General features: G+C 65.8%; 18 protein-coding genes. 8 read left to right on the top strand and 10 right to left on the bottom strand.

Annotated features, from left to right (window positions below):
• Positions 1-57 precede the first annotated feature (57 nt).
• Together F8197_RS05760 and F8197_RS05765 are read left to right on the top strand one after the other, a co-directional pair.
• A complete protein-coding gene (locus F8197_RS05760; protein WP_152880647.1) occupies positions 58-1,218 on the top strand; it encodes a pyridoxal phosphate-dependent aminotransferase in 1,161 nt (386 codons plus the stop codon).
• A gap of 3 nt (positions 1,219-1,221) precedes the next feature.
• Positions 1,222-3,423, top strand: coding sequence for an ATP-binding protein (locus tag F8197_RS05765; RefSeq protein ID WP_152880649.1), 2,202 nt, complete (start codon positions 1,222-1,224; stop codon positions 3,421-3,423).
• 1 nt (position 3,424) lies between these two features.
• Here the strand turns inward: F8197_RS05765 and F8197_RS05770 are convergent, their stop codons facing one another.
• Positions 3,425-4,486, bottom strand: coding sequence for an NAD(P)/FAD-dependent oxidoreductase (locus F8197_RS05770; protein ID WP_152880651.1), 1,062 nt, complete (start codon positions 4,484-4,486; stop codon positions 3,425-3,427).
• Positions 4,487-4,648: 162 nt separating this feature from the next.
• Here F8197_RS05770 and F8197_RS05775 point away from each other — a divergent pair, with 162 nt between their 5' ends.
• Genes F8197_RS05775 through F8197_RS05790 form a run of 4 tightly spaced genes read left to right on the top strand, consistent with a single transcriptional unit; the run spans position 4,649 to position 8,333 of the window.
• Positions 4,649-5,602 (top strand): MerR family transcriptional regulator, encoded by a 954-nt coding sequence (locus tag F8197_RS05775; RefSeq protein WP_373996796.1) that lies wholly within the window; start codon positions 4,649-4,651, stop codon positions 5,600-5,602.
• A 28-nt stretch (positions 5,603-5,630) separates the two neighbouring features.
• Positions 5,631-6,338 (top strand): GTP cyclohydrolase I, encoded by a 708-nt coding sequence (gene folE / locus F8197_RS05780; RefSeq protein WP_056144922.1) that lies wholly within the window; start codon positions 5,631-5,633, stop codon positions 6,336-6,338.
• Between the two features lie 29 nt (positions 6,339-6,367).
• Positions 6,368-6,793, top strand: a complete 426-nt coding sequence (locus F8197_RS05785) for a BLUF domain-containing protein (RefSeq protein ID WP_056144919.1) — start codon at positions 6,368-6,370, stop codon at positions 6,791-6,793.
• A gap of 4 nt (positions 6,794-6,797) precedes the next feature.
• Complete coding sequence (locus F8197_RS05790; RefSeq protein WP_373996797.1) at positions 6,798-8,333, top strand: cryptochrome/photolyase family protein; 1,536 nt, start codon at positions 6,798-6,800, stop codon at positions 8,331-8,333.
• Position 8,334: 1 nt separating this feature from the next.
• Here F8197_RS05790 and F8197_RS05795 read toward each other — a convergent pair whose 3' ends face one another.
• The 8 genes from F8197_RS05795 to F8197_RS05830 form a co-directional block, all read right to left on the bottom strand.
• A complete protein-coding gene (locus tag F8197_RS05795; RefSeq protein WP_152880655.1) occupies positions 8,335-10,437 on the bottom strand; it encodes a LamG-like jellyroll fold domain-containing protein in 2,103 nt (700 codons plus the stop codon).
• An 81-nt stretch (positions 10,438-10,518) separates the two neighbouring features.
• A complete protein-coding gene (locus F8197_RS05800) occupies positions 10,519-11,760 on the bottom strand; it encodes a TerD family protein (protein WP_152880657.1) in 1,242 nt (413 codons plus the stop codon).
• Between the two features lie 80 nt (positions 11,761-11,840).
• Positions 11,841-14,171, bottom strand: coding sequence for a glycoside hydrolase family 2 TIM barrel-domain containing protein (locus F8197_RS05805; protein ID WP_152880659.1), 2,331 nt, complete (start codon positions 14,169-14,171; stop codon positions 11,841-11,843).
• Positions 14,172-14,413: 242 nt separating this feature from the next.
• Positions 14,414-15,091 (bottom strand): hypothetical protein, encoded by a 678-nt coding sequence (locus tag F8197_RS05810; RefSeq protein ID WP_152880661.1) that lies wholly within the window; start codon positions 15,089-15,091, stop codon positions 14,414-14,416.
• A gap of 82 nt (positions 15,092-15,173) precedes the next feature.
• A complete protein-coding gene (locus F8197_RS05815) occupies positions 15,174-17,465 on the bottom strand; it encodes a xanthine dehydrogenase family protein molybdopterin-binding subunit (RefSeq protein WP_373996798.1) in 2,292 nt (763 codons plus the stop codon).
• On the bottom strand, positions 17,462-18,511 hold the full coding sequence (locus tag F8197_RS05820; protein ID WP_152880663.1) for a xanthine dehydrogenase family protein subunit M: 1,050 nt from the start codon (positions 18,509-18,511) through the stop codon (positions 17,462-17,464). Before F8197_RS05820 ends, F8197_RS05815 begins: the two co-directional genes overlap by 4 nt.
• Positions 18,508-19,062, bottom strand: a complete 555-nt coding sequence (locus tag F8197_RS05825; RefSeq protein WP_152880664.1) for a (2Fe-2S)-binding protein — start codon at positions 19,060-19,062, stop codon at positions 18,508-18,510. The genes F8197_RS05820 and F8197_RS05825 overlap by 4 nt, the downstream gene beginning before the upstream one ends.
• Before the next feature lie 95 nt (positions 19,063-19,157).
• A complete protein-coding gene (locus F8197_RS05830; protein WP_040377580.1) occupies positions 19,158-19,346 on the bottom strand; it encodes a hypothetical protein in 189 nt (62 codons plus the stop codon).
• A gap of 375 nt (positions 19,347-19,721) precedes the next feature.
• On the opposite strand from F8197_RS05830, the gene F8197_RS05835 reads away from it, so the two are divergent.
• Positions 19,722-21,569, top strand: coding sequence for a rhamnogalacturonan lyase (locus tag F8197_RS05835; RefSeq protein WP_152880666.1), 1,848 nt, complete (start codon positions 19,722-19,724; stop codon positions 21,567-21,569).
• Positions 21,570-21,643: 74 nt separating this feature from the next.
• Entirely contained in the window at positions 21,644-21,991 is a 348-nt protein-coding gene (locus tag F8197_RS05840) for a hypothetical protein (protein ID WP_152880668.1), read from the top strand.
• A gap of 10 nt (positions 21,992-22,001) precedes the next feature.
• Here the strand turns inward: F8197_RS05840 and F8197_RS05845 are convergent, their stop codons facing one another.
• A complete protein-coding gene (locus F8197_RS05845; protein ID WP_227012087.1) occupies positions 22,002-24,155 on the bottom strand; it encodes an ATP-binding protein in 2,154 nt (717 codons plus the stop codon).
• Positions 24,156-24,232: the final 77 nt, after the last annotated feature.

A 24,232-nucleotide genomic window follows, 5' to 3' on the forward strand; every position in this document is an offset into this window, starting at 1 on the left:
GCACGGCTATTTACGTAATATACTTATTACCCCACTGCATAAGTCATTGAAATAATTATGGAAATTTCGCATCGCATCGCCAAGTCCCGGCCGCTTGCCACCACCGCCTTGCACGGCCGGGTGGACGCCATGAAGGACCGCGGCGAACACGTGATCGATTTTTCCATCGCCATTTCGCATTTCCCCGCACCGCCCGCCGTACTCGCTGCCATGCACGAAGCGCTGCACCGCCCGGCCCTGCCCTACACGGCGGTGGGCGGCGACGCCAGCGTGCGCGCGCGGCTGGCCGCCCGCGTCACGCGCGAAAACGGCATCGATGCCGCGCCGGGCGAGATCCTGGTCACCAACGGCGCCAAGCAGGCGCTGTACCAGGCGCTGTACGTGATGGCCGATCCGGGCGACGCAGTAATTATCTTCAAACCGTACTGGCCCGCGTACGTGGCCACCAGCAAACTGCTGGGCCTGGAACCGATACTGGTCGATCTGCCCGCACGGATCACCACCGAACTGCTCGACAGCCTGCCGCCGGCCAAAGTCCTGATCCTCAACAATCCGCACAACCCCTCCGGCACGCTGCTGTTGGCCACGGAGCTCGACTGCATCGCCGCCTGGCTGGGTAAAACCGGCACCCGCGCCATCGTTGACGAGAGCTACGAAAAGCTGGTGTTCGACGGCGTTCACCACAGCCTGGCCGCGCGGCCCGACTGGCGCGCGCTGGGCGTAGTCACGCTGTTCTCGGCCTCGCAGAGCTACGCCATGATGGGCTGGCGCGCCGGCTTCGCGGTAGCGCCGGCGCCGCTGGTGGCGGCCATGGAAACCGTGCAGGGACCGATCACCGCCGCGGCACCGATGCTCATCCAGCTGGCATTGGCCGCCGCCTTCGAGTCCGACGATTCGCCCGAGTCCACCGCCATGCTGGCCGACTACCGCGCCCGCCGCGACCTGGTGCTGGACCTGACCGCCAACCTGGCGTGGCTGACGGTGCGCGCCCCCGCCTCCGGGCCCTACCTGTGGTTCGACGTGTCGGCACTGGGACTCGACACCGTGGCCGCTGCCGAGCAACTGCTGACCGAATACGCAGTGGCGGTGATGCCCGGCGACGCACTGGGCGTGCCCGGCCACCTGCGCATCGGCTACATCTCCGACGACGTTGCCACCCTGCGGCGCGGCGTGCAGGCCATCATCGCCTTCGGCAACCAGCGCCACGGCAGCCTTTGAACCATGGCCTTTCTGCTCTTTAGCCTCAACAGCCTGCGCGGACGGCTGATGCTGCTGGTGGCGCTGGCGATCGCGCCGATCGCCGTGATGACCATCATCAGCGGCATCCGCGAGCATGATCACGCGATCAGCGTGGCCGAGGAAAACCTGCAACGCCTGACCAACCTGGCCGCCGCCAACGAGGCGCAGTCGATCGCCAGCGCGCGCCAGATCCTGCGCGACCTGGCCAGCGTGCCCGACCTGATGAGCGACCAGGCCCGCTGCAATAACCTGCTCGACAGCATCCAGCGTCAGAACGGCGACTACGCCAACTTCGGCGTGATCCAGCTGAACGGCGACGTCACCTGCAGCGCCATCCCGTCGTCGGGACCGGTCAACCTGCGCGACCGCTCGCATTTCCGCCGCGCGGTCCACCTCAAGCGTTTTGTCGCCGGCGGCTACATCTTCGGGCGCGTGATCCAGAAGCACACGGTCAACCTCACCTATCCCATCCTCGACGAAGATGAGCAGGTACGCGGCGTGGTATTCGCCGCGCTGGACCTGACCAAGCTCGATCGCTTCGTGGCCGACATCCAGCTGCCACCAGGCTCGGTGCTGATGACGGCCGACTCGGAAGGCAAGATCATCGCCCGCAAACCGAACCCGGAAGAATGGTTCGGCAAGCCGGTATGGCCCGAGATGCGCGCCGCCATGGCCGGTGAGCCGGGCAAGCCGGTGCGGCTCACGGGACCGGACGGCGTGGAGCGGCTGCACCGCTTCGCCCGCGTGGGCAACAACGGTCTCACCGACTACACCGTCACCATCGGCATCCCCGTCGATGACATCACCGCCGTGGCGCGCCGCGACCAGGTCATGGATCTGCTGGCGCTGGGCGTGACGCTGGTGCTGGCCATGCTGGCGGCGTGGTTCGTCGGCGACGTGCTGGTGCTGCGGCGGGTGAAAATGCTGGCCACCACGGCCAACAGCATCGCTTCCGGATCATTGAGCGCCCGCAGCGGCATCACTTACGGCAAGGAGGAAATCAGCGAACTGGCGCGCGCCCTCGACGCCATGGCTGCCGCCTTGCAGGACAAGGAGCGCCAGCACCTGAAGGCGGAAGCGCAGCTGCGCCTGGCCGACCAGCGCAAGGACGAATTCCTGGCCATGCTGGCGCACGAGTTGCGCAATCCGCTGGCGCCGATCAGCGCCGGCGCCCAGCTGCTGCGCAGCGGCAACGCCTCGCCGGCCGCCGTGGACCGCACTGCCGACATCATCGTGCGCCAGGTGCACCACATGACGCGCCTGATCGACGACCTGCTCGATGTCTCGCGCGTCACGCGCGGCCTGGTCACGATCACCCGCGCGCCGCTGCACGTGGCCGACATCGTGGCCGACGCCGTGGAGCAAGCCGAGCCCATGATGCGCGCGCGCCAGCACCGCTTCGAACTGGTCACGCCCGAGCAACCGTTGCAGGTGGTGGGCGACCACAAGCGCCTGGTGCAGGTACTGGTCAATGTGCTCAACAACGCCGCCAAGTACACGCCCAGCGGCGGCGAAATCACGCTGCGCGTGCGGGCCGAAGATGGCAATGTCCGGCTCGAGGTGAGCGACAACGGTATCGGCATGTCGCCCGAACTGCGCGGCCGCGTGTTCGAACTGTTCGCCCAGGCCGACCGCACCTCCGACCGCTCGCAGGGCGGCCTGGGGCTGGGACTGGCGCTGGTCAAGATGCTGGTGGAACTGCACGGCGGCACGGTGACGGTGGACAGTGGCGGCGAACGCCAGGGCAGCACCTTCGCCATCGTGCTGCCCGCCACCGAAGCGGACGTGGCGCCGGCACTGCCGAAGCCGGACAACGTCTCCGGCGCACAGCTGCGCGTGCTGGTGGTGGACGACAACGTGGACGCCGCGCAAACGCTGCAACTGCTGCTTGAAGCGGCCGGCCACGAAGTGGTGGTGGCGCACACCGCGCACGGCGGACTGGAAGCGGCGCAGCGGCTCGCACCGCAACTGTGCCTGCTCGACATCGGCCTGCCCGACCTGAACGGCAACGACCTGGCGCGCGGCCTGCGCATGCTCCCGGCCAGCAAGCACGCCACGCTGGTGGCGGTATCGGGCTATGGCCGGCGCGAGGACCGCGAGATGTCCAAGGCGGCCGGCTTCGACCATTATTTTGTCAAGCCGCTCGACCATGACGCACTGCTGGCGGTGATCGCCCGCCTGTAATTCAGGAAGATGTCGTGCAGGCCATGCTGGTCAGCACCTGCGCGGCCAACGCGCGGCCGCTGAGCCATGCATCTTCCACGCGGCCACCGGCAAGCCAGTCACCGCACATGCCCACCCGCACCGCCGGCAGCCACACGGCCTCGCGCTGCAGGCCAGGCTCGCTGTCCGCGCTGTCCTGGTCCGGCTGTTCGTGGTGTGGAGCGCCGGCCCTGGCATAGCGCCAGCGGTGCGCGGTCACCGCGTCCGGTGGTGGTGCGCCCAGTTCGGCGAAGGCCGCCAGCAGCGCGGCGCACACCGTCTCGTCATCGTCTTCGAGGTGGGCGGCACTCCACTCGGCACTCGCTTGCAGCACCCACGCTTCGCTGCCTTGCCGGCCCGGCTTCGCGCCATCGCGGGCAATCCAGGCCAGCGGTCCGTGGTTGACGAAAGCGGCATCGTAGCCGGGCGCAAATCGGATGCCTGGCGTACGATAGCGCAGCATCAGGGTCCAGCAGGGCAGCATGTCCACTGCCGTCTGCCATGAAGTGAGCGGCAAGAGCGGCGCGAGCAGCACCGTGGCCTGCGGCCCGGGTACGGCCAGCACCACTGCGTCGAAACGCTCTTCGTGCACGCCGTGCTCCTTCGACTGCAGACGCCAACCGGCGCGATCGTGCTGCATATCGACGATGGTATGGCCACTGTGCACGCGCAGGTTCGACGCCAGCCAGCCGGCCGGCGCGCTCATGCGCGGAATGCCGACGAAACGCGCCACGCTGTCCGGCGCCTTTCTCACGCAAGCGCCTGCCGCCGTCAGCTCCACCAGCCGGGGCTCCCACAGGCCGGCCACGCCGGCCGCTTCCCAGCGCGCCACTTCGTCGCGGAAGCGGTTGTCGCGCACCGTGAAATATTGGGCGCCGTGGTCGCACTGCCAGTCGTCGCCGCGCCGCGTGCTCATGCGTCCACCGGGGCCGCGCGCCTTCTCGAACACGGTTGTGCGGCAGCCCGCATCCTGCAAGTGGCGCGCACAGGACAGTCCGGCCAGGCCGCCGCCGATGACTGCAATGTTGGGTCTCGTAACGATCATTTAAAAACTTTCCTGATTACTTGTTCCACCGATGTCCCAGTATACTGGCGAAGAGACGCTGAATAGCGCTGCAAAAGAACTAAAAAGCGGTTCATGACCGGGACAATGTGGCTCACAGGCATGAAACTGTTAAAATGCGGCCATCAACCGACAGGAACCAACGTGACAGACTCCGACGACAATTCGCCCAGCACCGGCGCCGGCTACCGCAGCGGCGTGGCCGCGCGCCTGGCCGGCCTGCCGGTAGAGACCCTGCGCGTGTGGGAGCGGCGCTATGGCGTATCGGATGCCGGCCGTTCGCCGCGCGGCCAGCGCCTGTACTCGTCCGAGCAGGTACGCCGCCTCGGCCTGCTCAAGCGCGCGGTGGACCAGGGCCACGCGATTTCCACCGTGGCCCGCCTCGACCTCGACGAACTGCTGGCCCTGGCCGGCGTGGCGCCGCCGGTGGAAAACGAACCGCGCCTGCTGCGCCTGGCGATTGCCGGCGGCGCCCTCACCCGCCAGCTGGCGGCGGCGCGCACCGCCCCCGTGCTCGACATCGTGGCCAGTTGCCAGTACCTGGAACAGGCGCCGCAGTCGCTGGCCGGCGTGACGGCCGACCTGCTGCTGATCGAAGCGTCCGAGATGAACGCCGATGCACTGCCGGCGGTGATGGCCACGCGCGCCGCGCTGAACGTCCGCGCGGTGGTGGTGCTCTACCGTTTCTGCGACAGCGCCACCGTGCGCCGCCTGCGCGAGCAGGACTGCCTGGTGGCGCGGGCGCCTTCCGACGCCGCCGAAGTGGCGCTGCTGTGCGCCACTGCGTTTGCCGGCGGCGGCCGCCCGCCGGCGCCACCGGCCACGGCGGTCGCGCCGCGCCGGCTCGACGACCAGCAACTGGCGGAACTGGCCGCCATGTCCACCAGCATCGATTGCGAATGTCCGCGCCACCTGGCGGATATACTGCTGATGTTGACCAGCTTCGAGCGGTACAGCGCCCAGTGCGTGAGCCGCAATGCCGCCGACGCCACGCTGCACCAGGACCTGGCGCGCAGCGCCGGCCATGCGCGCATGCTGATGGAACAGGCGCTGGAGCGGCTGGCCTATGCCGAAGGCCTGCCGCTGCCGCCGCAGTAGCAACTCTCTTTTTTGATTGGATTTTCGCATGACCACCGAGCCGCAACCGGCATACCTGCCTGTCACCACCACCGCCTCCGAACGCATCCGCGCACGGCTGGTGGCCAGCAACACGCGCTTCCACGCCAACGACAATATCGCCGCCTATATTGAACCGGGCGAGCTCGATCAGTTGCTCGACGAAGTGAGCGGCCATATGCAAAAGGTGCTCGAGAGCCTGGTGATCGACACCGTGAGCGACCACAATACGCAGGACACCGCCCGCCGCGTGGCCAAGATGTACATGACCGAAGTGTTCGGCGGGCGCTATGTCGAGATGCCGCCGGTCACCGAATTTCCCAACGCCGCCAACCTCAACGAGTTGATGATCATCGGGCCGATCACCGTGCGCAGCGCGTGCTCGCACCACCTGTGCCCCGTGATTGGCAAGGTGTGGATCGGCGTCATGCCCAACCAGCATTCGAACCTGATCGGCCTGTCGAAGTACGCGCGCCTGGCCAGCTGGATCATGAGCCGCCCGCAAATCCAGGAGGAAGCCGTGGTGCAATTGGCCGACCTGCTGCAGGAAAAAATGCAGCCGGACGGCCTGGCCGTGATCATGGAAGCCGACCATTTTTGCATGCAGTGGCGCGGCGTCAAGGACATGGACGCGCGTATGATCAACAGTGTGATGCACGGCTCCTTCCTCAAGGACCCGGCGCTGCGCCGCGAGTTCCTTTCGCTCATCAAACGCTAATCAAACGTCAATCTCCGGGAGATACCAGCATGCTTGTCCGCCTTCTGTACGCCAGCCACGCCGCCAGGGATACGCCCGTGGGCGGCATCACCGCCATCATGCAGCAGTCGCACAACTACAACCCCAAGCATGGCATTACCGGGGTGCTGTGCCACAGCGACCGCCTGTACCTGCAAGTGATCGAAGGGGGCCGCGAGCAGGTCAACGCGCTGTACGCGAAGATCCTGCGCGACCCGCGCCACACCGACGCCATCCTGCTGCACTACGAAGAAATCTGTGAACGCCGCTATTCCGGCTGGACCATGGGCCAGGTCAACCTGAACAAGCTCAATCCCGGCACCCTGTTGCGCTACTCGGCGCTGCCCGAGTTCAATCCGCACGCGCTGTCGGGCAAAAGCTCGTTGGCGCTGATTGACGAGCTGATGGCGGCCGCCTCGATCCTGGGCCGCGCGTAATCCGGTGAGCGCCGCCTCGCTCAAGCTGGTGCTGGGCGACCAGCTCAACTGCCAGCACAGCTGGTACCGGGCGCCGGACCCCGGCGTGGTGTTCGTGCTGATGGAGGTGCGGCAGGAAACCGATTACGTGCTGCACCACGCTCAGAAAATCATCGCCATCTTTGCCGCCATGCGCGACTTCGCCCGGCGCCTGCGCGACGCCGGCCACCGGGTGCACTACGTCACCATCGACGACCCCGACAACCTGCAATCGCTGCCGGCCAACCTGGACCGCTTGCTGGCGTTGTATGGCGCCAGCGACTTCGCGTGGCAGGCGCCCGACGAGTACCGGCTCGACCGGCAACTGACCGCGTATGCAGCCGGTTTGACCATTGCGTCCGCGATGGCCGACACCGAACATTTTTACACCGCGCGGCACGAGGCGGCGGCGCTGTTCGATGGCCGCACCAGCTGGGTGATGGAACACTTTTATCGCCACATGCGCCTGCGCCACAAGGTGCTGGTCTCGGACACCGGCAAACCGGCGGGCGGCCAGTGGAACTTCGACCACGACAACCGCGAGGCGTGGAAAGGCATTCCGTGGGAACCGGCCGACCTGCGCGAGTCGCACGACCACAGCGCGCTGTGGGCGACCATCGAGGCTTCCGGTGCGCAAAGCTTCGGCGCGCCGAATGCGGCCGACCTGCGCTGGCCGCTCAACCGCGACGAAGCGCTGGCGCAACTGGAGCGCTTCGTCAAACACGCCCTGCCCCACTTCGGCCAGTACCAGGACGCGATGAGCTTCAAGGCCTGGCGCCTGTTCCACTCGCTGCTGTCGTTCGCGATGAACGTGAAAATGCTCGCTCCGCACGAGGTGGTGGACCGCGTGGTGCAGGCGCTGGCCGATGGCGCGGCGCCGCTGGCGGCGGTGGAAGGCTATGTACGGCAAATCCTGGGCTGGCGCGAGTACGTGCGCGGCGTGTACTGGCACCGCATGCCCGGTTACGACCAACTCAACACCTTCGGCCACGAGGAACCGCTGCCGCACTGGTTCTGGTCCGGCGACACGCGCATGCGCTGCCTGGCGACCGCCATCGGCCAGTCGCTAGAACACGCACACGCGCACCACATCAACCGCCTGATGGTGATCGGGAATTTTTCGCTATTGGCCGGCCTGTCGCCGCAGGCGCTGCACGGCTGGTACCTGGGCGTGTACATCGACGCCTTCGAATGGGTGGAACTGCCCAATACCCTGGGCATGAGCCAGTTCGCCGATGGCGGCCTGCTGGCGACGAAACCGTATGTGTCGAGCGCCGCGTACATCGACAAGATGAGCGATTACTGCAAGGGCTGCCATTACGACAAAAAGGCGCGCACCGGCGAGCGCGCCTGCCCGTACAACGCGCTGTACTGGGATTTTTTCGATCGCAACCGGGATCGGTTGGCCGGCAACCACCGGCTGGCGATGGTCTATCAGCAGCTCAGGCGCATGGACGGGCCGGTACTTGATGGCGTGCGCGAACAGGCGGCGCGCACGCGCGCCAGCCTGGCCGACCTGTAGATCAGGTACGGCGCGCCGTCAGCCACTGCGCCGGCTTCAACGCCCCCGAGGCGACGCGGATCTCGCCGATATTGCCGAAGAAACCATCGGCCCGTTCGCCATCCCACGAGCCGCCACCGACCACCCACGGCGACGTCGCCGACAGCGTCGCCAAACCAACGACGTTGCTGCTGTTGCGCAGCACCGGCGCGCCCTCCACGTACATCACCGTGTCGTGCGTGACCGGGTCGTTGACGATGGCGATGTGCACCCAGGTGCCGGCGATGATCTCGCCCGACCAGCTGGCGAGGCCGCCGCGCGTGCCCGTCACGTCGGGCACCACTTCCCACTGCACTTCGCGCAGGCTGGAAATCGCAAACAGCAGCGGTGGCGATTCGGCGTCGCCGCCGTTGAAGCCGGCCAGGTTGCCGCGTATGCCGTCGCGCGTCATGATGTTCATCCATGCGTGTTTCGAGTTGACCCAGGCCGGATTGATCTTGATGAAGGCTTCGATCGTGTAACCGGTGGTGGCAAAGGTCTGGGCGTTGATCGCGGCCGAGGCGTCGGTGACGAAATAACTGAGGCGCGGCACATTCTTGTCGGTGTTGAGGAAGCTGACCGATCCCGGAGCCGACGACAGGCGGTGGCGGTCGGCACTCCATACGATGTCGCCTGCCTCCGCATTTTTCACGCCACCGCGATTGAGGGCGTCGCGCACCAGCGGGTTGGCGCCGGTGACGTCCGCAATGCGCGTGCCCGGCGCCACGACCGCCCCTTCGGCGCCACCGAAGAAGCGCCAGTGCGCTACCGTCGATGCCACTTTCGGGTAGTCGTCGGCGTCCTTGGGCGCGACAGGTGTGACCACCGCCGGTTCCGTATAACCCTTCAATACCAATGCCTTGGCCTGGTCCACCAGCGAGGATGCCACCGTGGCCTGGCCCGTGCCGAAGGTCGGGTTGAAGCGCGCGAAGCGCTTGGCGAAATCGACACTGATGGTGAAAACCTCGTTGGTCTCGGTGAGCACGGCGCGGTCGAAAGCGTTGAGCGTGTCGGCCGGTTTCATCGGCACCCACGGCGAGAACGACAGCACCTTGATCTGCTTGTTGGTCAGGTCGAACTCGTACAGGCGCATCAAGCCGTTGCCGCCCTGGTAGGCCATCTGGTAATCGACCACCATTTCCTCGACCGGGTTGCCGAAGTTGTTGGTCTTGGTCAGGCGCGCGGCGCCGTGGTGGTGGCCGTTCAGGGTCATGAAGATCTGGTCGTTATCGCGTATCAGCTTTTCCCACAACATCTTGCCGTACTCGGTTTCCAGCGGGCTGACGGCATCGGGCGCGATGTTGAGCAACTGGTGATTGACCAGGATGGCCGGCAACGTGGGGTTGTCGGCCAGGACCTTGCGCGCCCAGGCAATACCGGCGTCCGAGATGCGCCACGACAGCGACAGCACCAGGAAGCGCTGGTCCTGCGCGGTGAAGATGTGGTATTCGTGGAAGCCACTGGCATCGCGGCCGCCGAAGGTGGCCTGGCGCTGGGCGCGGCGGGTGCCGAACCACTGCAGGTAAGGCTCGTTGGCAAGCACCCGCTGGGCATCGGTGCCACGCGACTGGTCGCCGCTGTAATCGAGGTCGTTGAGCACATCGTGGTTGCCGGCCAGGATGGAGTACGGCAGCTTGGCCACTTCCAGCACCTGCATGGCGCTGTCGGCTACCTTCCACTGTTCCGGCTTGCCCACCTGGTCCACCACGTCGCCGAGGTGGATCAGAAACGGGATGTTGAGGGCCTGGGCGTTGCGCGCGACCCAGTTGGTCTGGGCGGCAAACGGCTCGTTGCCGTAGTGGCGCTGGTACTGGTTGCTCTCGCCCGAGGTGGCGTAGCGCGAATAGAACTGGGTGTCGGGCAGCACGGCCAGCGCGAAGCTCGATATCTTTGCTGCGGGAGCCGGGGCCGGCGTCGGAGTGGGGGCGGCGCTCACCGGATCGCTGCCGCCGCCGCAACCGGCCAGCAGGCCGCCGACCGACAGGGTCGAGGCGGAAGCGAGCCCCATTTTCAGCAGCGTGCGGCGGCTGGCCTGTGGCTCGTTGGCTGGTTCGTTGGTGGTGTCGTACTTGGCGTCGTTATGCATGACCGGCTCTGGAAAGGTTGGAATGCCAACGATTCTAGAGCCGTCGTGTTACACGCCCATGACAAACTTACTAAACAAAAGTCACCCCTTGGAGCCGGCGCGCCAGCGCAGCTTGAAGCCGTACTTGTTGCCGATCACCTCGTGGCCGCTGATCTTGCCTTCACCGGACACATAGTCCACCAGCTTGGTCACCTGCAGCTTGCCGCCCTGGTTTTCGATCATGGCGATCGCGCACATCGGCTGGTTGCCGCCGTGGTCGAGGCGCACTTCCACCGGCGGCTGGTTCGGCACCTCGATCAGCACTACGCCATCGGTGGCGGCCCAATTCGGCACACCCTCGTAGATGAAGCTGAAAATCAGCACGCGGCCGATTTCGTCGAAGCGGTCGCCATTGATGTAGATGTTTTCGCCGTCGCTGACCGCGCCGCTGCGGTCGTCGCCGGCCAGGTGGATGTACGGCGGACGGTCGAACGCGCCCCAGCTCTCGCCCAGCGCCTGCACCCCGCCCGGCGTGCCGTCGCGCAGCTCGAACAGGCAGGCCAAATCAAGGTCGATGCCCTTGGGCTGGCCGCCGCCGGTGAGCTTGGCGAAGAAGCCGGTCTTGGCCGGCTGCTCCTGCGGGCGCTGGTTCCAGTTCAGGTTGACGCGGATCTTGCCGAAGCCGCGCCCGGCCCCTTTGTCGAGCGAGATCTTGTCGCCGCGCTTTTCCAGCGTGATTTTCGAGAGCGAGATTTTTGGCGCGGGCGCGGGAGCAGGCGCCGGAGCTGGAGCAGGTGTCGGAGCAAACGCTGGCGCCGGTGCAGCAGCAGACGACGCCGCCTCGGTGCCGCCAAAGTGCGCCAGCAGCGCCGCCATGCCGCCGTTAAAACCCTGGCCGACGGCGCCGAAGCGCCAGGCGCCGTCGCGGCGATACACCTCGGCCAGGATCACGGCCTTTTCGTCGGCGAAGTCCGCGCCGCTCAACGGGAAAGTGGCGGCGCCGCCGATGGCGATGCTGCCGGGAGCAATCGCCCGCATGGTGCCGCCGCCATCGAGCGCGCCAGTAAACACCAGGCGCTCGATCGAGGCCGGCAAGGCGTCGAGATTGAGCTGGAATGTGGCGGCGCCCGGCGACAGGGTCAGGCGCACCGCGCCTTCGGGGCTGGCCAGCTGGTTGTAGAAGACCATGTAGCGGTCATCCGACAGCTTGCCTTGTGCGTCGAGCCCAAAGCACGACAGGTCGATGGTGGCGCCCGGCGCCTGCAGCGCCACGTTCACCGCCACGTTGCTGCCGCAACCGAGGTCCGCCAGCTTGCCTTTTTGACCGCGTCCGAAAGTAATCATGTGCACACTACCCTTATTCAAGTGATCGTGTGCGACATGCTAACCGATAAGCGGCTGCCTGAGCGCCGCGTCACGATGTCTTACAGCTTGCCGCGCACGGTGCCGCCATCGGCCGTGATCGAGCCTTTGCCGCCATTGGCGCCCACGCGTACCAGCACGCTGGCGATGCCGCCTTCGGTGGTCACCGTGGCAGGGCCGACGATTTCGTAGGCGCCGCCGGCAGTAAACTTCACCGACTGGCCGCTGTCGGCCACCAGGTTGCCCTTGGCATCGACCGTTTTGGCGCGGATGAATACCAGGTCGCCGGCCGTCGATTTCACACCGAGGTCGTCCACGGAGACGTCCAGTTTGGCCGCCTCGCTGGCCGTGCGCACCACGTGTTCGGCAACCTTCTTGCCGCCCAGCCAGGCAATCGCTTTCAGCTCACCGGCAGCGTACTGGCCGGCGTTGAATTCCAGCGGCGGATGCTTGAGGTTCGGATGCAGCTTGGTCGGCGCGCTCTTCACGCGGCCCAGGCTTTTACCGTTCAGGAACAGCTCCACTTCGTCCGCATTCGAGAACACGCGCACCTGTGGCGAAGAGTCCTTGTTCCAGTGGCTGGCGATGAACACCATCGGACCGCCACCCCACTTGCTCGACTCGAGCGCGCTGCGCTGCGAGCGGAAGAACTCGTTCGAGAATTTCGGCAGGCGGTCGATGGTCATGATGCCGGACGACTCCAGGTCCGGTGCGTAGCCGCGGCCGTAGTCGAACATCACCCAGTAGCCATCGGCGACGGCGCCGGTGTTGAAGTTGTCGTCGTGCGATTCGGCCAGGTTTTTCGCTTGCTGCAGCAGGCGGGTTTCGCCGTCGGCCAGCAACTGGCGGCTGCTGCGGTCGGCCGCTTTCAGGTCGCCCCAGGCGGTCTGGTTGAAGCCCGCGTTCATCGCATAGTATTCCCAGTCGCCGTACTCGGACACGATCAGCGCCTTGTCGGGCAACGGCCGCTTGTCTTCCAGGCGGTGCTGGCGTGCTTGCAAATATACGTCGTAGGTTTGCGGCACCCAGCCGGCCGAATAGGCCTGGCCGCCGGGGAACTCGGTGTGCACGGTCTGGTGCAGTTTTTCGACCAGTGCGTCCGGCATTTGCGTTTCGTTGAGCGAGCACTCCCAGGCCAGTACGCTGGCGTGGTTGCGGTCGCGGCGCACCATGTCGGTACAGGTTTTCACGACCTGGGTGGTAAACGCTGGATCGGGATTGAAGTACTGCCAGCCAGGAATGCCCGGCACCACCATGATGCCCAGTTCATCGGCGGCAGCCATGAAGGCGGGCGAATGCGGGTAGTGCGACAGGCGGATGTAATCGAAACCGGCGCGCTTGATCAGCAGCGCATCGCGGTATTCCGCCTGCGGCGACAGCGCATAGCCCACGTATGGATATTCCTGGTGGCGATTGACGCCGCGCAGCACGGTCTGCTCGCCGTTGATCAAGAGCTTGCCCTTGCCCATCTCGATGCTGCGGATGCCGATGCGGGTTTTCACCAGGTCCGATTGGCCCTTGCTGGCAACCGTGGTTTCCAGCGCATACAGGTTCGGCGCCTTCGGCGACCACAGTTGCGGACGATCGACCTTGAGGTCGCGCGTGACATGGCGGCACTCGCCGGCAGCCAGGCTTAAGCTCTCGGTCCCATCGGCCACGCGGGTGTTCTTGCTGAGCAGGCGGTGGCGCAGTTCGGCGGTGCGCGGCTCGGCAGCGGTGTTGCACACTTCCGCCTTTACGCGCACGGTGGCCGACGTTTTGTCGATCTGCGGGTAGGTGACAAAAATGCCGCCGCCCGCTTCGGTGTTGGATAGCATCTCGTCGCTGATATGGACAGCCGGCTTGATGGTGAGCGTGACGTCGCGGTAGATGCCGCCGTACTGGATGTAGTCGAGGTCTTTCAGCGGCTTGGGACCGGTGATGGCATTGTCTTCGTTATTGATGCGCACCACCAGCTCGTTGCCGCCGCCCGCTTTCAGGTGCGGCGTGACGTCGTACGAAAACGGCAGGTAGCCGCCCAGGTGCTGGCCCAGGTGCTTGCCATTGACCCAGACATCGGCCACGTTCATCGCGCCTTCGAAGCGCAAGATCGCCTGTTCGCCGGGCGCCACCCTGGCATCGAAACTCTTTTTGTAGAACGCCGTGCCCTGCCAGGAATTGACCGGCACCTTGGCTTCCAGGCGCGCCGTGTGCGGCAGGTTGACGCGGCTCCAGCCATTGGCCGGCACCTTGTCCACGGTGGCGGCGACCTTGGCGTCGTCGCGGTAAAAGTCCCAGGACTGATTGAGGCTGGTGGCACCAATGGTGGCTGCGCTGCTTGATGCTGATACCGCCAGCGCCAGCAAACCGATGGTCGGAAACTGCTTTGTAAGCCTCAAGATAAAACTGGTCATAGTGCCTGGAACTCCCCAAAAGAAACCGGATGAACAACGATCGGATTCACCAGGCCGCACGCGGTTGGCGCGGGGCCCAGTTATCACGGCGCAGTATATCCAGTATTGATTTGAGGCGCAGCCGAAACGGGCGCCGTATACAAATTATTCATGGGTGGAGAGAACTTTGATATACGGGTTGGCGCCAGGAAGGCGCCTGACGCCCCACCGCAAGGCCAGCAGCTGCTGCACCTGGCAGCACACTAGGGTTTCGGATCGAGAATCACGTACTGGCTGTTGCCGTCGGGGCGCAGCGGGGCGCTGCGTACCGGGCGGCTGCGTACGTCTGCCGGACACTTTTGCAGCGCCTTGGCTTTCGCATTGTCCGGAGAACTGGACAACAACAGCATGCCCGGCGCTGGCAGTTGCATGCCGAAGAAATTCTTGCCCGTCGTAGTCGTCACCTTCAGGGTGCCGATGTCCACCACCTCGCCTTCGGCCAGCGCAAACGGCACATCGAAGAACGATTCCTTGGGCAACGAGTAGCGCATCCCGCCATTGGCCGAATTGTAGAAATCGTAGGTGAACACGCGGTACTCAGCCGCCGGCAGTGCAACGCAAAAATGGATGCCTCGCTCGCGGCGCTCCATGTTGTTGATGTCGAGCGGATCGTCGGCGACAAACATGCGGGCGGCGGACAGCTGGAACATATACAGCGCGTTATCGTTTTTGCGGTCGCTGTAATAAGTCGTGATGGAATTGAATTTCTGCTGGCAGACATCCTTGTCCCGCTCGCAGCCGACCTTGTAAGTGCCGATGATGTAGGCGCGTTTGGCTTCGGGGATCGCAGCGATACGTTGGGCTTGCTGCTCGGCCAGGCTGCTACATCCGGCGAGCAGTACAACGCCGGCAAAGGCCGGCGCAAACAGATACTTTTGCATCAATGATAGTTCCAGGTTGGTGTGCGCCGACGGACCTCCCGCCGGTCCCCCTATCGTAGCGCACCACCTGCCATTTATGCAACTAAGCCTGCATCACCTTTTCCGGCGTCATCGGCGTACTGCGCACGCGCTGCCCGGTGGCGTGGTAAATCGCATTGCACACGGCAGCGGACACGCCTACCTGGCCGATCTCCCCTACCCCCTTGGCGCCGATGCGGCTCACGATCCGGTCGTCCTCCTTCACGAAAATCACGTCGATGTCGTGGATGTCGGCGTTGACCGACACGTGGTACTCGGACAGGTTGTGGTTCATGAAGCGGCCCAGCCGGTGGTCGCACTGGGTTTCTTCGTGCAGCGCCTGGCCGATGCCCCACACCACGCCGCCGATGATCTGGCTGCGCGCGGTCTTGGCGTTGATGATGCGCCCCGCCGCCACCGCGCTGACCACGCGCGTCACGCGCACGGTACCGAACTCGGGATCGACCCGCACTTCCACGAACACCGCCGAGTGGGTGGCGCGCTGGTACTTCATCTGCTTGAGCATATTGGGCAGCATCAGGTATTTTTCCTCGAGCGGTTCCTCGATGCCGGCCAGGATCTGCGTGAGCGGCACGCTGGTGCCGGGAATGTTGCGCAGCCTGATGACGCCATCGACAAACTCCACGTCGGCCAGGCGCGCGGTGGCCAGCGGCGAACCGGGCATGTCCTTCGCGCGCTTGAACACGGTCTTCTGGAGTTTTTCGCACACGCCCGCCACCGCCGAACCGACGGTGGCCACGTGGGACGAACCGCCTTCGATGGGCGCCACCGGCAAGGTGGAGTCACCGAGCTGGAACCGCACTTTTTCCAGCGGCAGGCCCATGGCCTCGGCAGCGATGATGGACATGGCGGTATAGGTGCCGGTGCCGATGTCGGAAGCGGCGCTGCTCACCACCAGGCTGCCGTCCGCGTGCAGCACGGCGCTGGCGCGGGCGAACATCTGCATCGCGTCCCACATGCCGGTGGCCATGCCCCAGCCGATCAGTTCCCGTCCTTCGCGCATGGTGCCGGGTTCGAGCGGGCGGTTTTCCCAGCCGAAGCGCTGCGCGCCCTGCAGGTAGCACTCGCGCAGCTCCTTGGTGGAATATGGCAGGCCGTGGGTGGGGTCGATCTCGGCGTAGTTTTTCAGGCGCAGCGCCAGCGGATCCATGTTCAGTGCATACGACAGTTCGTCCATCGCCACTTCCAGCGCATGCACGCCGTGGGCAGCGCCCGGGGCGCGCATGTCCATCGGGCTGGCGTGGTCGAGATCGACGATCTTGTAGCCGAGGCGGATATGCTCGCACGCATACAGCTCGCCCGACCAGTTGACCACCACTTCCACGTAGTCTTCGTAGCGCGAGGTTTCGGCCACCGCTTCGTGCACGATCGAGGTCAGCGTGCCATCGGCATTGGCCGACAGTTTCAATCGCTGCTGGGTTTCCGGCCGGTGGCCGAAGGTGAACATCTGCTGGCGCGTGAGCACCACGCGCACCGAGCGCTCGAGCTTGAGCGCAGCCATCACGGCCAGCGGCAACTGGTACTGCGGCCGCAGCCCGGAGCCGAAGGCGCCGCCCACGTACGGGTTGCGCACGGTGACCTTGTCCTTCGACAGTCCGAATACGTGCGAAACGTACCAGCGGCTGTTCTGCGAGCTTTGCGTCTTATCGTAGATGGTGAGGTGGCCGTCCGCGCCGTGAATCACGGTAGTGGCGAACATCTCGAGCGGATTGTGGTGTTCCACGCCGCTGTAGTACGACGCCTCGACTTTCACGGCCGCCTTGTCCCACACTTCGTCGGGATGGCCCTTGACATCGGGCGGCGGCGTATAGCCGGCCTTCAGGCGGCTCGGCTTGTGGGCACGGCCCTGGTGTTCGAGCAGATAGGTTTCGTGCGGTTGCACATCGTACTCGACGCGCACCAGCGCTGCAGCGTAGCGGGCCGCCTCGAACGTTTCGGCCACCACCAGCGCCACCGGCTGGCCGCTGTAATGCACCTCGTTGTCGTACAGGGGCCGGTAGGGCGAGCCGCCCGGCGCCGTCATGTCCTTGTAAAAAATGTCGAACGAGCGGATCTTGGGACGGTTGTGGTGCCAGATCACGTCCACCACGCCGGGTACCGCCAGCGCGGCATCGGTGTCGATGGCCTTGATATGGCCCCTGGCGATGGCGCCGCTCACCACCACGCCGTACAGCAGGCCAGCTTCGGTGGCGTCGGGCACGTATTCGGCAGCATAGCGCGCCTGTCCGGTTACCTTGTCGCGGCCGTCCACGCGCGAGACGGCGTCGCCGATTTGAACCTGGCCAGTGCCGGGGTCCGCGCTCGGGGTGCGCAATGCGTGGATCAATTCGGTCACAGTGATGCCTCGTCGTCAGTCAATTCTTCGGTGTTGTCATGGGTGCCCTCGACAGCTTGCGTAAGGGCGCGGATCACGGCGCGGCGCGCCATGGTGAGCTTGAAGTTGTTCTGGCCCTGCCCCTGGGCGCCGGCCAGCAGGACGTCGGCCGCTTCGGCAAACGCTGCTTCATCGACCTGGCGGCCGATCAGCACCGCTTCGGCGGCCGGCACGCGCCACGGCTTGTGGGCCACGCTGCCCAGCGCAATGCGGGCGTCCCGCACCATGCCGTCCTCGCCCATGTCGAGCATCACGGCCACCGACACCAGCGCAAACGCGTACGACGCCCGGTCGCGGAACTTCAGATAGGCCGAATGACGGGCGAACTGCTGGGCCGGCGGCAGGTCGATATAGGTAATTAGGTCGCCGGCAGCGAGCACGGTATCACGCTCGGGCTGTTCGCCGGGCAGGCGGTGGAAGTCGGCAAAGTCGATGCGCCGTTCACCGGCGCTCGAGCTTACGCCGACCACGGCGCCCAAGGCAGCGAGCGCCACGCACATGTCGGACGGGTGGGTGGCAATGCAATGTTCGCTGGCGCCCAGGATCGCGTGCTGGCGCGTGAGGCCGCCGATCGCCGAGCAACCGGTACCCGAGGCGCGCTTGTTGCACGGCGTGGTCGTGTCGTAGAAATAGTGGCAGCGCGTGCGTTGCAGCAGGTTGCCACCGTTGCTGGCCATGTTGCGGATCTGCGGCGAGGCGCCGGCCAGGATCGCAGCCGTCAGCACCGGGTACTGTGCGCGCACCAGCGGGTGATACGCGGTATCGGCATTGCGGGCGATCGCGCCCAGGCGCAGACCACCGTCGGGCGTGGGCGTGATCTGGTCGAGCGGCAGCGCATTGATGTCGACCAGCTGCTGCGGTCCCATCACGCGCTCCTTCATCAGGTCGAGCAAGTTGGTGCCGCCGGCGATAACCTTGGAGGGGCCGGCATTGGCATCGACGCCCGCGTACAGGTGGGCCAGCGCGCCGCTCACGTCTTCGGCAGAGAAATAGGTGATCGGGTTCATGCGGGCACCGTGCCAGGCTGGAACGGACGGGCCGGATCGTCACGACCCGGGATGCCCATCACCTCGGTAACGGCGGCAACGATGCCGGGGTAAGCGCCGCAACGACAGACGTTGCCGCTCATCAGCTCGCGCACCTGGCCTGCGGTGCAGGCTTTGCCTTCGTTCATCAGGCCCACGGCCGAACACAGCTGGCCCGAGGTGCAGTAGCCGCACTGGAAGGCGTCGTGGTCGATGAAGGCCTGCTGCAGCGGGTGCAACTGGTTGCCGTCGGCGAGTCCTTCGACGGTGGTGACTTCCTTACCGTTTTGCATCACGGCCAGGGTCAGGCAGGAATTGATGCGACGGCCACCGACCAGCACGGTGCAGGCGCCGCACTGGCCGTGGTCGCAGCCTTTCTTGGAGCCGGTCAGGCCGGCATGTTCGCGCAGCAGGTCCAGCAGCGTGACCCAGGCTTCGACCTTGAAGTCGTGCCGGCTGCCGTTGATGTGCAGGGTAAGCGGATACGTTTGCGCTGCTGCGCCCAGGGGCGCGAGGGTTTCGGGAGCATTCATGGGGGGCTTTGCCAGGTAGTGGAGTAACCCCACTGTAGCCCCGCGCGTCGCCGCGCTTTGTGGGACAACTAACGCTGCCCCGTCCCCCACCTGAATTATTCGGCTGCCATACCCGCCTTGACGTCGCGACAAGACACTTTGTTGCCTTTTTTGAGCTCGGCAGCCTCGATGCGCTCGCAGTCGGTGTAGTCCGCCACCACCACGAACACGTAGCCGACGACGGACAGCGCCACGGCGGCCATGGCGCCGAGGATGAGAATCTTGGATAACTTCTGGGAGGACATGGTATTCATCTAGAGCAAAAAGGCGGATGTCGATGATACCACGCCCGGTCTACCGGCAAAATCGGGGCATGCGCTAGAATTTCGGCGGAAATCCTGCGCCCGTTCGTCTGGTTGCTGTTGAGCGCATCGCGCGGCACCACCACGGCCGGCTCATCCCCTGCGGCCGAACGCACCGTGTAACCCCGCAATGTAACGCCCCCCCCCCCAGCCGGTCACAACGGATTTCATGTTTGCGCTACCGAAAACAACAACATTGCTCGACAAGTTGACTATTACGCTCCTGCCCGGTTTGCGGCGGTAACTTGCATTTTTACTGAGGTAACTTACGCAGGCCCGCGCGACGGGCCCATAACCATATCCAATGGAGACAAAACCATGAATGTACGCATCGCCTCAGCGGTATCCATCCTGATCGCCACGCTTGCGGCCGGCACGGCCACCGCAGCGAACAAGCAGATCGAACGACTCAATCGCGGCGCCGTGGCCGTCACGTCGGGCAACGGCGTGTTCGTCAGCTGGCGCCAGCTGGCCACCGACGCTGCCGGCACCACCTTCAATGTGTATCGCGACGGCATCAAGATCACTGCCACGCCGTTGAATGCGCTCAACTACAGCGACAGCGTCGGTAACGCCGGCAACCAGTACGCGGTGCGTGCGGTAGTGGGCGGGGTGGAACAGGCCAGCTCGCAGTTCAGCGCCGGCGCCACCTGGAGCCAACCGTACAAATCGATCCCGGTGCAGGCGCCGGCCGGCGGCACCACGCCCGACGGCGTGGCCTACACGTATGAACTCAACGACGGCGCGCCCGCCGACCTCGATGGCGACGGCACCTACGAGATCGTCGTCAAGTGGCAGCCGACCAATGCCAAGGACAATTCGCAGTCCGGCTACACCGGCAACACCTACCTCGACGCATATAAACTCGATGGCACCCTGCTGTGGCGCATCAACCTCGGCAAGAACATCCGCGCCGGCGCCCACTACACCACGTTCCTGGCCTACGATTTCGACGGCGACGGCAAGGCCGAGGTGATGGCGAAAACGGCCGACGGCACCGTCGATGGTCAGGGCACGACCATCGGTTCGGCCACCGCCGACTACCGCTCCAGCGCCGGCTACATCCTGACCGGGCCGGAATTCCTCACCGTGTTCAACGGCCAGACCGGCGCCGCCATGAAAACCGTCAACTACCTGCCGGCGCGCGGCACGGTGTCGAGCTGGGGCGACAACTATGGCAACCGGGTAGACCGCTTCCTCGGCGGCGTGGCCAACCTCGACGGCGCCCGCCCGAGCGCGATGTTTTCGCGCGGTTACTACACGCGCGCCGTGATCGCAGCGTGGGACTGGCGCAACGGCAACCTGACCAGCCGCTGGGTGTTTGATACCGACGTGGCCGGCAGCGCAGCGCGCGGCCAGGGCGCGCACTGGTTCGCCACCGGCGACGCCGATGGCGACGGCAAGGACGACGTCGTGTATGGCGCGGCCACCATCGGCAGCAACGGCCAGTTGCTGTACACCACCGGCCTGGGCCACGGCGACGCCCTGCACTTCGGCAAATTCGACCCGAACCGCAGCGGCCAGCAAATCTACATGGTCCACGAAAGCCCGAGCAGCTACGGCGCCAACGGTTCCGGCCTGCACGACGCCGCCACCGGCGCGCTGATCTGGGGCGCCAGCGGCTCGAACACCGACGTCGGTCGCGGCGTGTGCTTCGACATCGACCCGAATCACGCCGGCGCCGAATGCTGGGCCAGCCGGGGCGGCCTGCACACGGTCACCGGCACCCAGCTGAGCACCAGCGCGCCCAGCTCGATGAACTTCGGCGTGTGGTGGGACGGCGACCTGCTGCGCGAACCGCTGGGCAGCACCATCGTGCAGAAGTGGAATCCGGCCACGTCGAGCATGAACAACCTGCTCGACCTGGGCGCCTATGGCGGCGCCACCAACAACGGCACCAAGGCCACGCCGGTGCTGACCGCCGACCTGTTCGGCGACTGGCGCGAGGAAATCGTGGTGCGCAACAGCAGCAATACCGCGCTGCTGGTGTTCAGCACCACGATTCCGACCACCACCCGCATCACCACGCTGATGCACAATCCGCAGTACCGCAGCCAGGTGGCGGGCCAGAACGCCGGCTACAACCAGCCGCCAAACCCGAGCTTCTACCTGGGCCATGGCGCCACCTCGTTCCCGCAGGAACCGGTGCAGGTGACGGCGCAGTAAGCGTTTGATCCAACGCGTGTTTTGCAGGCTTGAGGTTGCTTGACGATCGCAAGCCTGCGCTCTACGATGGTTGGATGGACATCGAAAATCGCTTCGTCAGGCTGGAGGAATTTGCTGCCGTTACCGGAGAACGGCTGGCGCGGATCGAGGCGCGCCTCGATCAGACGGCCACCAAGGCCGACCTGTCCGACCTGCGTGCAGAGTTACGGGCGGAAATCCACCGCAGCGCCAACGAAACCATCCGCTGGATCGTCGGCATGGGTATCGGCCTCGGCGTGGCCGGTATCACCATCATCACCTTCGTGCTCAACAACGCCACACCAAAAGTCCCGCCGGCACCTGGCGCACCAATCACCATCTATACGCAACCTGCGCCAGCCACGGCGCAAGCACCGGGATCGGCCGCGCCACAACAACCGTAGGTTTGCTCTGCTACACGGTCGCTGTCGCCAACTGCAAATCCTCGAGCGACGCCGGTTTGGTCAGGTGCAGGTCGAAACTGGCCGCATACGCGCGTTCCACGTCTTCCTTCTGGCCGTAACCGGTCAGCGCCACCAGCCGCACCGCCCTGCCGCCGGCTTCGGCCCGGATCGCCCCGGCCAGCGCGTAGCCGTCCATGTCGGGCAGGCCGATGTCGAGGATGGCCACCTGCGGCATGTGTTCGCGCACGGCCGCCAGCGCTGCCGCGCCGCTGTGGGCCGTGCGCACGGTGTGGCCCATCAGGGTCAGCAGTTCGGCGCCGGCGTTGGCGGCATCGACATTGTCGTCCACCAGCAGCACGTGCAACGCCGCCTGCGTCGCACCGGCCCCGCCCGGCGCCACGGCTTCGGGCGCCGCCGCCAGCGGCAGCACCACCTCGAAACGGCTGCCCTCTCCCAGGCCGGCGCTGCTTGCCGTGACCTGGCCGCCATGCAGCTCCACGATCTTGCGCACGATCGCCAGGCCGAGGCCGAGGCCGCCGGTACGGCGCGCCAGCGATTGCGGCGCCTGCTGGAACGGCTCGAACACGCGGGCCAGCAGCTCGGTATTCATGCCGATGCCGTCGTCGCTGACCACCAGCCGGGCGATGCCCTCGGCAGCGTCGGCGGTCAGCGTGACGTGCGTGGCAGTGCTGCCGAAGCGCGCGGCATTCGACAGCAGGTTGTTCAGTACCTGGGTCAGGCGGCTGTCGTCGCCCTGCACCCACACCGCCTGCGGCAGGCTGGACGACACCGGCTGGTCGGCCACCGCCGCCACCGCGTGGCGCACCACGTCGGCCAAGTTGAGCGGACGCACGTCGATCTGCAGCTTGCCGGAGATGATGCGCGAGACGTCGAGCAGGTCGTCCACCAGGCGCCGCAGGTGGTTGACCTGGCGCCGCATCACGCCGCGTTCGCGCCGGCTGGCGAGATCGTTGCGCAGGTCGAGCAGATCGAGCGAGGTGACGATGGGGCTGAGCGGATTGCGCAGCTCGTGGCCCAGCACGGCCAGGAATTCATCCTTGGCGCGGCCGGCCTGGCGCGCATCGGCCAGCGCCGCCTGGTGGCTGGTGAGGGCCTGGTTGAGCGAGTCGAGCAGCAGCTTGCGTTCGTGCTCGCGGGTATTGCGCTGGGCGTCGGCCAGCGCCAGCGCGCGGCTGATCTGTTCGACCTCGGTGATCGACGATGGCGACGGCGTGAGCGCAGCGCCCGACCCGAGCGCGGCGGCGTTCTGCTGCAAGGCGCGGATGGTATCGACCAGCCGCGCCGCCAGCAGCGATGCCAGCACCATCGCCACCAGCAGCGACACGGCGATACCGGCGCCGTACATGCCCAGTCCCTGCATGGAGGCGGCAGTCAATTGTTCGGCGGGCCGGCCCACGACCGCGAGCCAGTTAAAGTGCGACAAGGTGGTGTAGGCCGTGACCATGTCGCGGCCCTCGGTGGTGCGGGCCGAGCCCACGCCTTCGGCGCCGTGCTGCGCCATCAGTTCGATCAGCGACGCACTGGGCGGGCCGCCCACGCTGCCATCCTGGTTGCGCGACCGCGCCACCACCGCCTGGCTGCTGTCGCGGATCGCCGTCACGGCGCCGCCCAGCGCCTGCTGGCGGTCGAGCAGGCGCACCATGCGGTCGGGCCGGATCACGGCAGTCAATATATACAGTTTGCCGGATGCGGTGATCACCGGCACCCGCACCGGAAACGCCGGCTGGCCACGCTGGCCGCGGGCAATACGGCCCACCACCGGCTGGCGCGTGGTAAGCGCTTCGCGCAGGCTGTCGGGATCGGCAATCGGCGCTGCAGGTACGCCGAATTCCGTCATGGTGCGCAGCAGCGGCTTGCCGGCCTGGTCGGTGAGGATCACGCCCAGCCATTCCGGCTGGGTTCTGACCAGCGCCCGGGCCACCTCGTGGAACGTGCGCAAGTCGCCGTCCTGCAATTCCGGCGCTCGCCCCAGGCCGGTCAGAATGGCCACTGCGCTGTCGAGCTCGGCATCGGCAGCGCTGGACAGGGCCCGCGCCAAGTCCAGCATCAGGCGTTTTTGTTCACGCTGCTGGTATTCGCTGGCGTTGTGGATGCTCCACGCACCCAGCAGCGCCAGCGGCAGCAGTCCGATCGCGGTGAGCATGATCAACAGGTGCCGCAGGGGCCAGGTACGCCGGGAACGAGGAAGCATGGAATCAGGGAGCACAAGGATCGAAAGTC

This window comes from Duganella sp. FT27W, from assembly GCF_009295655.1.
Lineage (GTDB): Bacteria > Pseudomonadota > Gammaproteobacteria > Burkholderiales > Burkholderiaceae_D > Rugamonas > Rugamonas zoogloeoides.

What these genes read in the sequence shown, in the direction of transcription:
- F8197_RS05770 (WP_152880651.1), bottom strand. Translation starts at nt 4,486, where the DNA reads ATGATCGTTACGAGACCCAACATTGCAGTCATCGGCGGCGGCCTGGCC.
- F8197_RS05825 (WP_152880664.1), bottom strand. Translation starts at nt 19,062, where the DNA reads ATGAATGCTCCCGAAACCCTCGCGCCCCTGGGCGCAGCAGCGCAAACG.
- F8197_RS05810 (WP_152880661.1), bottom strand. Translation starts at nt 15,091, where the DNA reads ATGCAAAAGTATCTGTTTGCGCCGGCCTTTGCCGGCGTTGTACTGCTC.
- F8197_RS05795 (WP_152880655.1), bottom strand. Translation starts at nt 10,437, where the DNA reads ATGCATAACGACGCCAAGTACGACACCACCAACGAACCAGCCAACGAG.
- F8197_RS05785 (WP_056144919.1), top strand. Translation starts at nt 6,368, where the DNA reads ATGCTTGTCCGCCTTCTGTACGCCAGCCACGCCGCCAGGGATACGCCC.
- F8197_RS05805 (WP_152880659.1), bottom strand. Translation starts at nt 14,171, where the DNA reads ATGACCAGTTTTATCTTGAGGCTTACAAAGCAGTTTCCGACCATCGGT.
- F8197_RS05800 (WP_152880657.1), bottom strand. Translation starts at nt 11,760, where the DNA reads ATGATTACTTTCGGACGCGGTCAAAAAGGCAAGCTGGCGGACCTCGGT.
- folE (WP_056144922.1), top strand. Translation starts at nt 5,631, where the DNA reads ATGACCACCGAGCCGCAACCGGCATACCTGCCTGTCACCACCACCGCC.
- F8197_RS05835 (WP_152880666.1), top strand. Translation starts at nt 19,722, where the DNA reads ATGAATGTACGCATCGCCTCAGCGGTATCCATCCTGATCGCCACGCTT.
- F8197_RS05840 (WP_152880668.1), top strand. Translation starts at nt 21,644, where the DNA reads ATGGACATCGAAAATCGCTTCGTCAGGCTGGAGGAATTTGCTGCCGTT.
- F8197_RS05765 (WP_152880649.1), top strand. Translation starts at nt 1,222, where the DNA reads ATGGCCTTTCTGCTCTTTAGCCTCAACAGCCTGCGCGGACGGCTGATG.
- F8197_RS05760 (WP_152880647.1), top strand. Translation starts at nt 58, where the DNA reads ATGGAAATTTCGCATCGCATCGCCAAGTCCCGGCCGCTTGCCACCACC.
- F8197_RS05845 (WP_227012087.1), bottom strand. Translation starts at nt 24,155, where the DNA reads ATGCTCACCGCGATCGGACTGCTGCCGCTGGCGCTGCTGGGTGCGTGG.
- F8197_RS05830 (WP_040377580.1), bottom strand. Translation starts at nt 19,346, where the DNA reads ATGTCCTCCCAGAAGTTATCCAAGATTCTCATCCTCGGCGCCATGGCC.
- F8197_RS05820 (WP_152880663.1), bottom strand. Translation starts at nt 18,511, where the DNA reads ATGAACCCGATCACCTATTTCTCTGCCGAAGACGTGAGCGGCGCGCTG.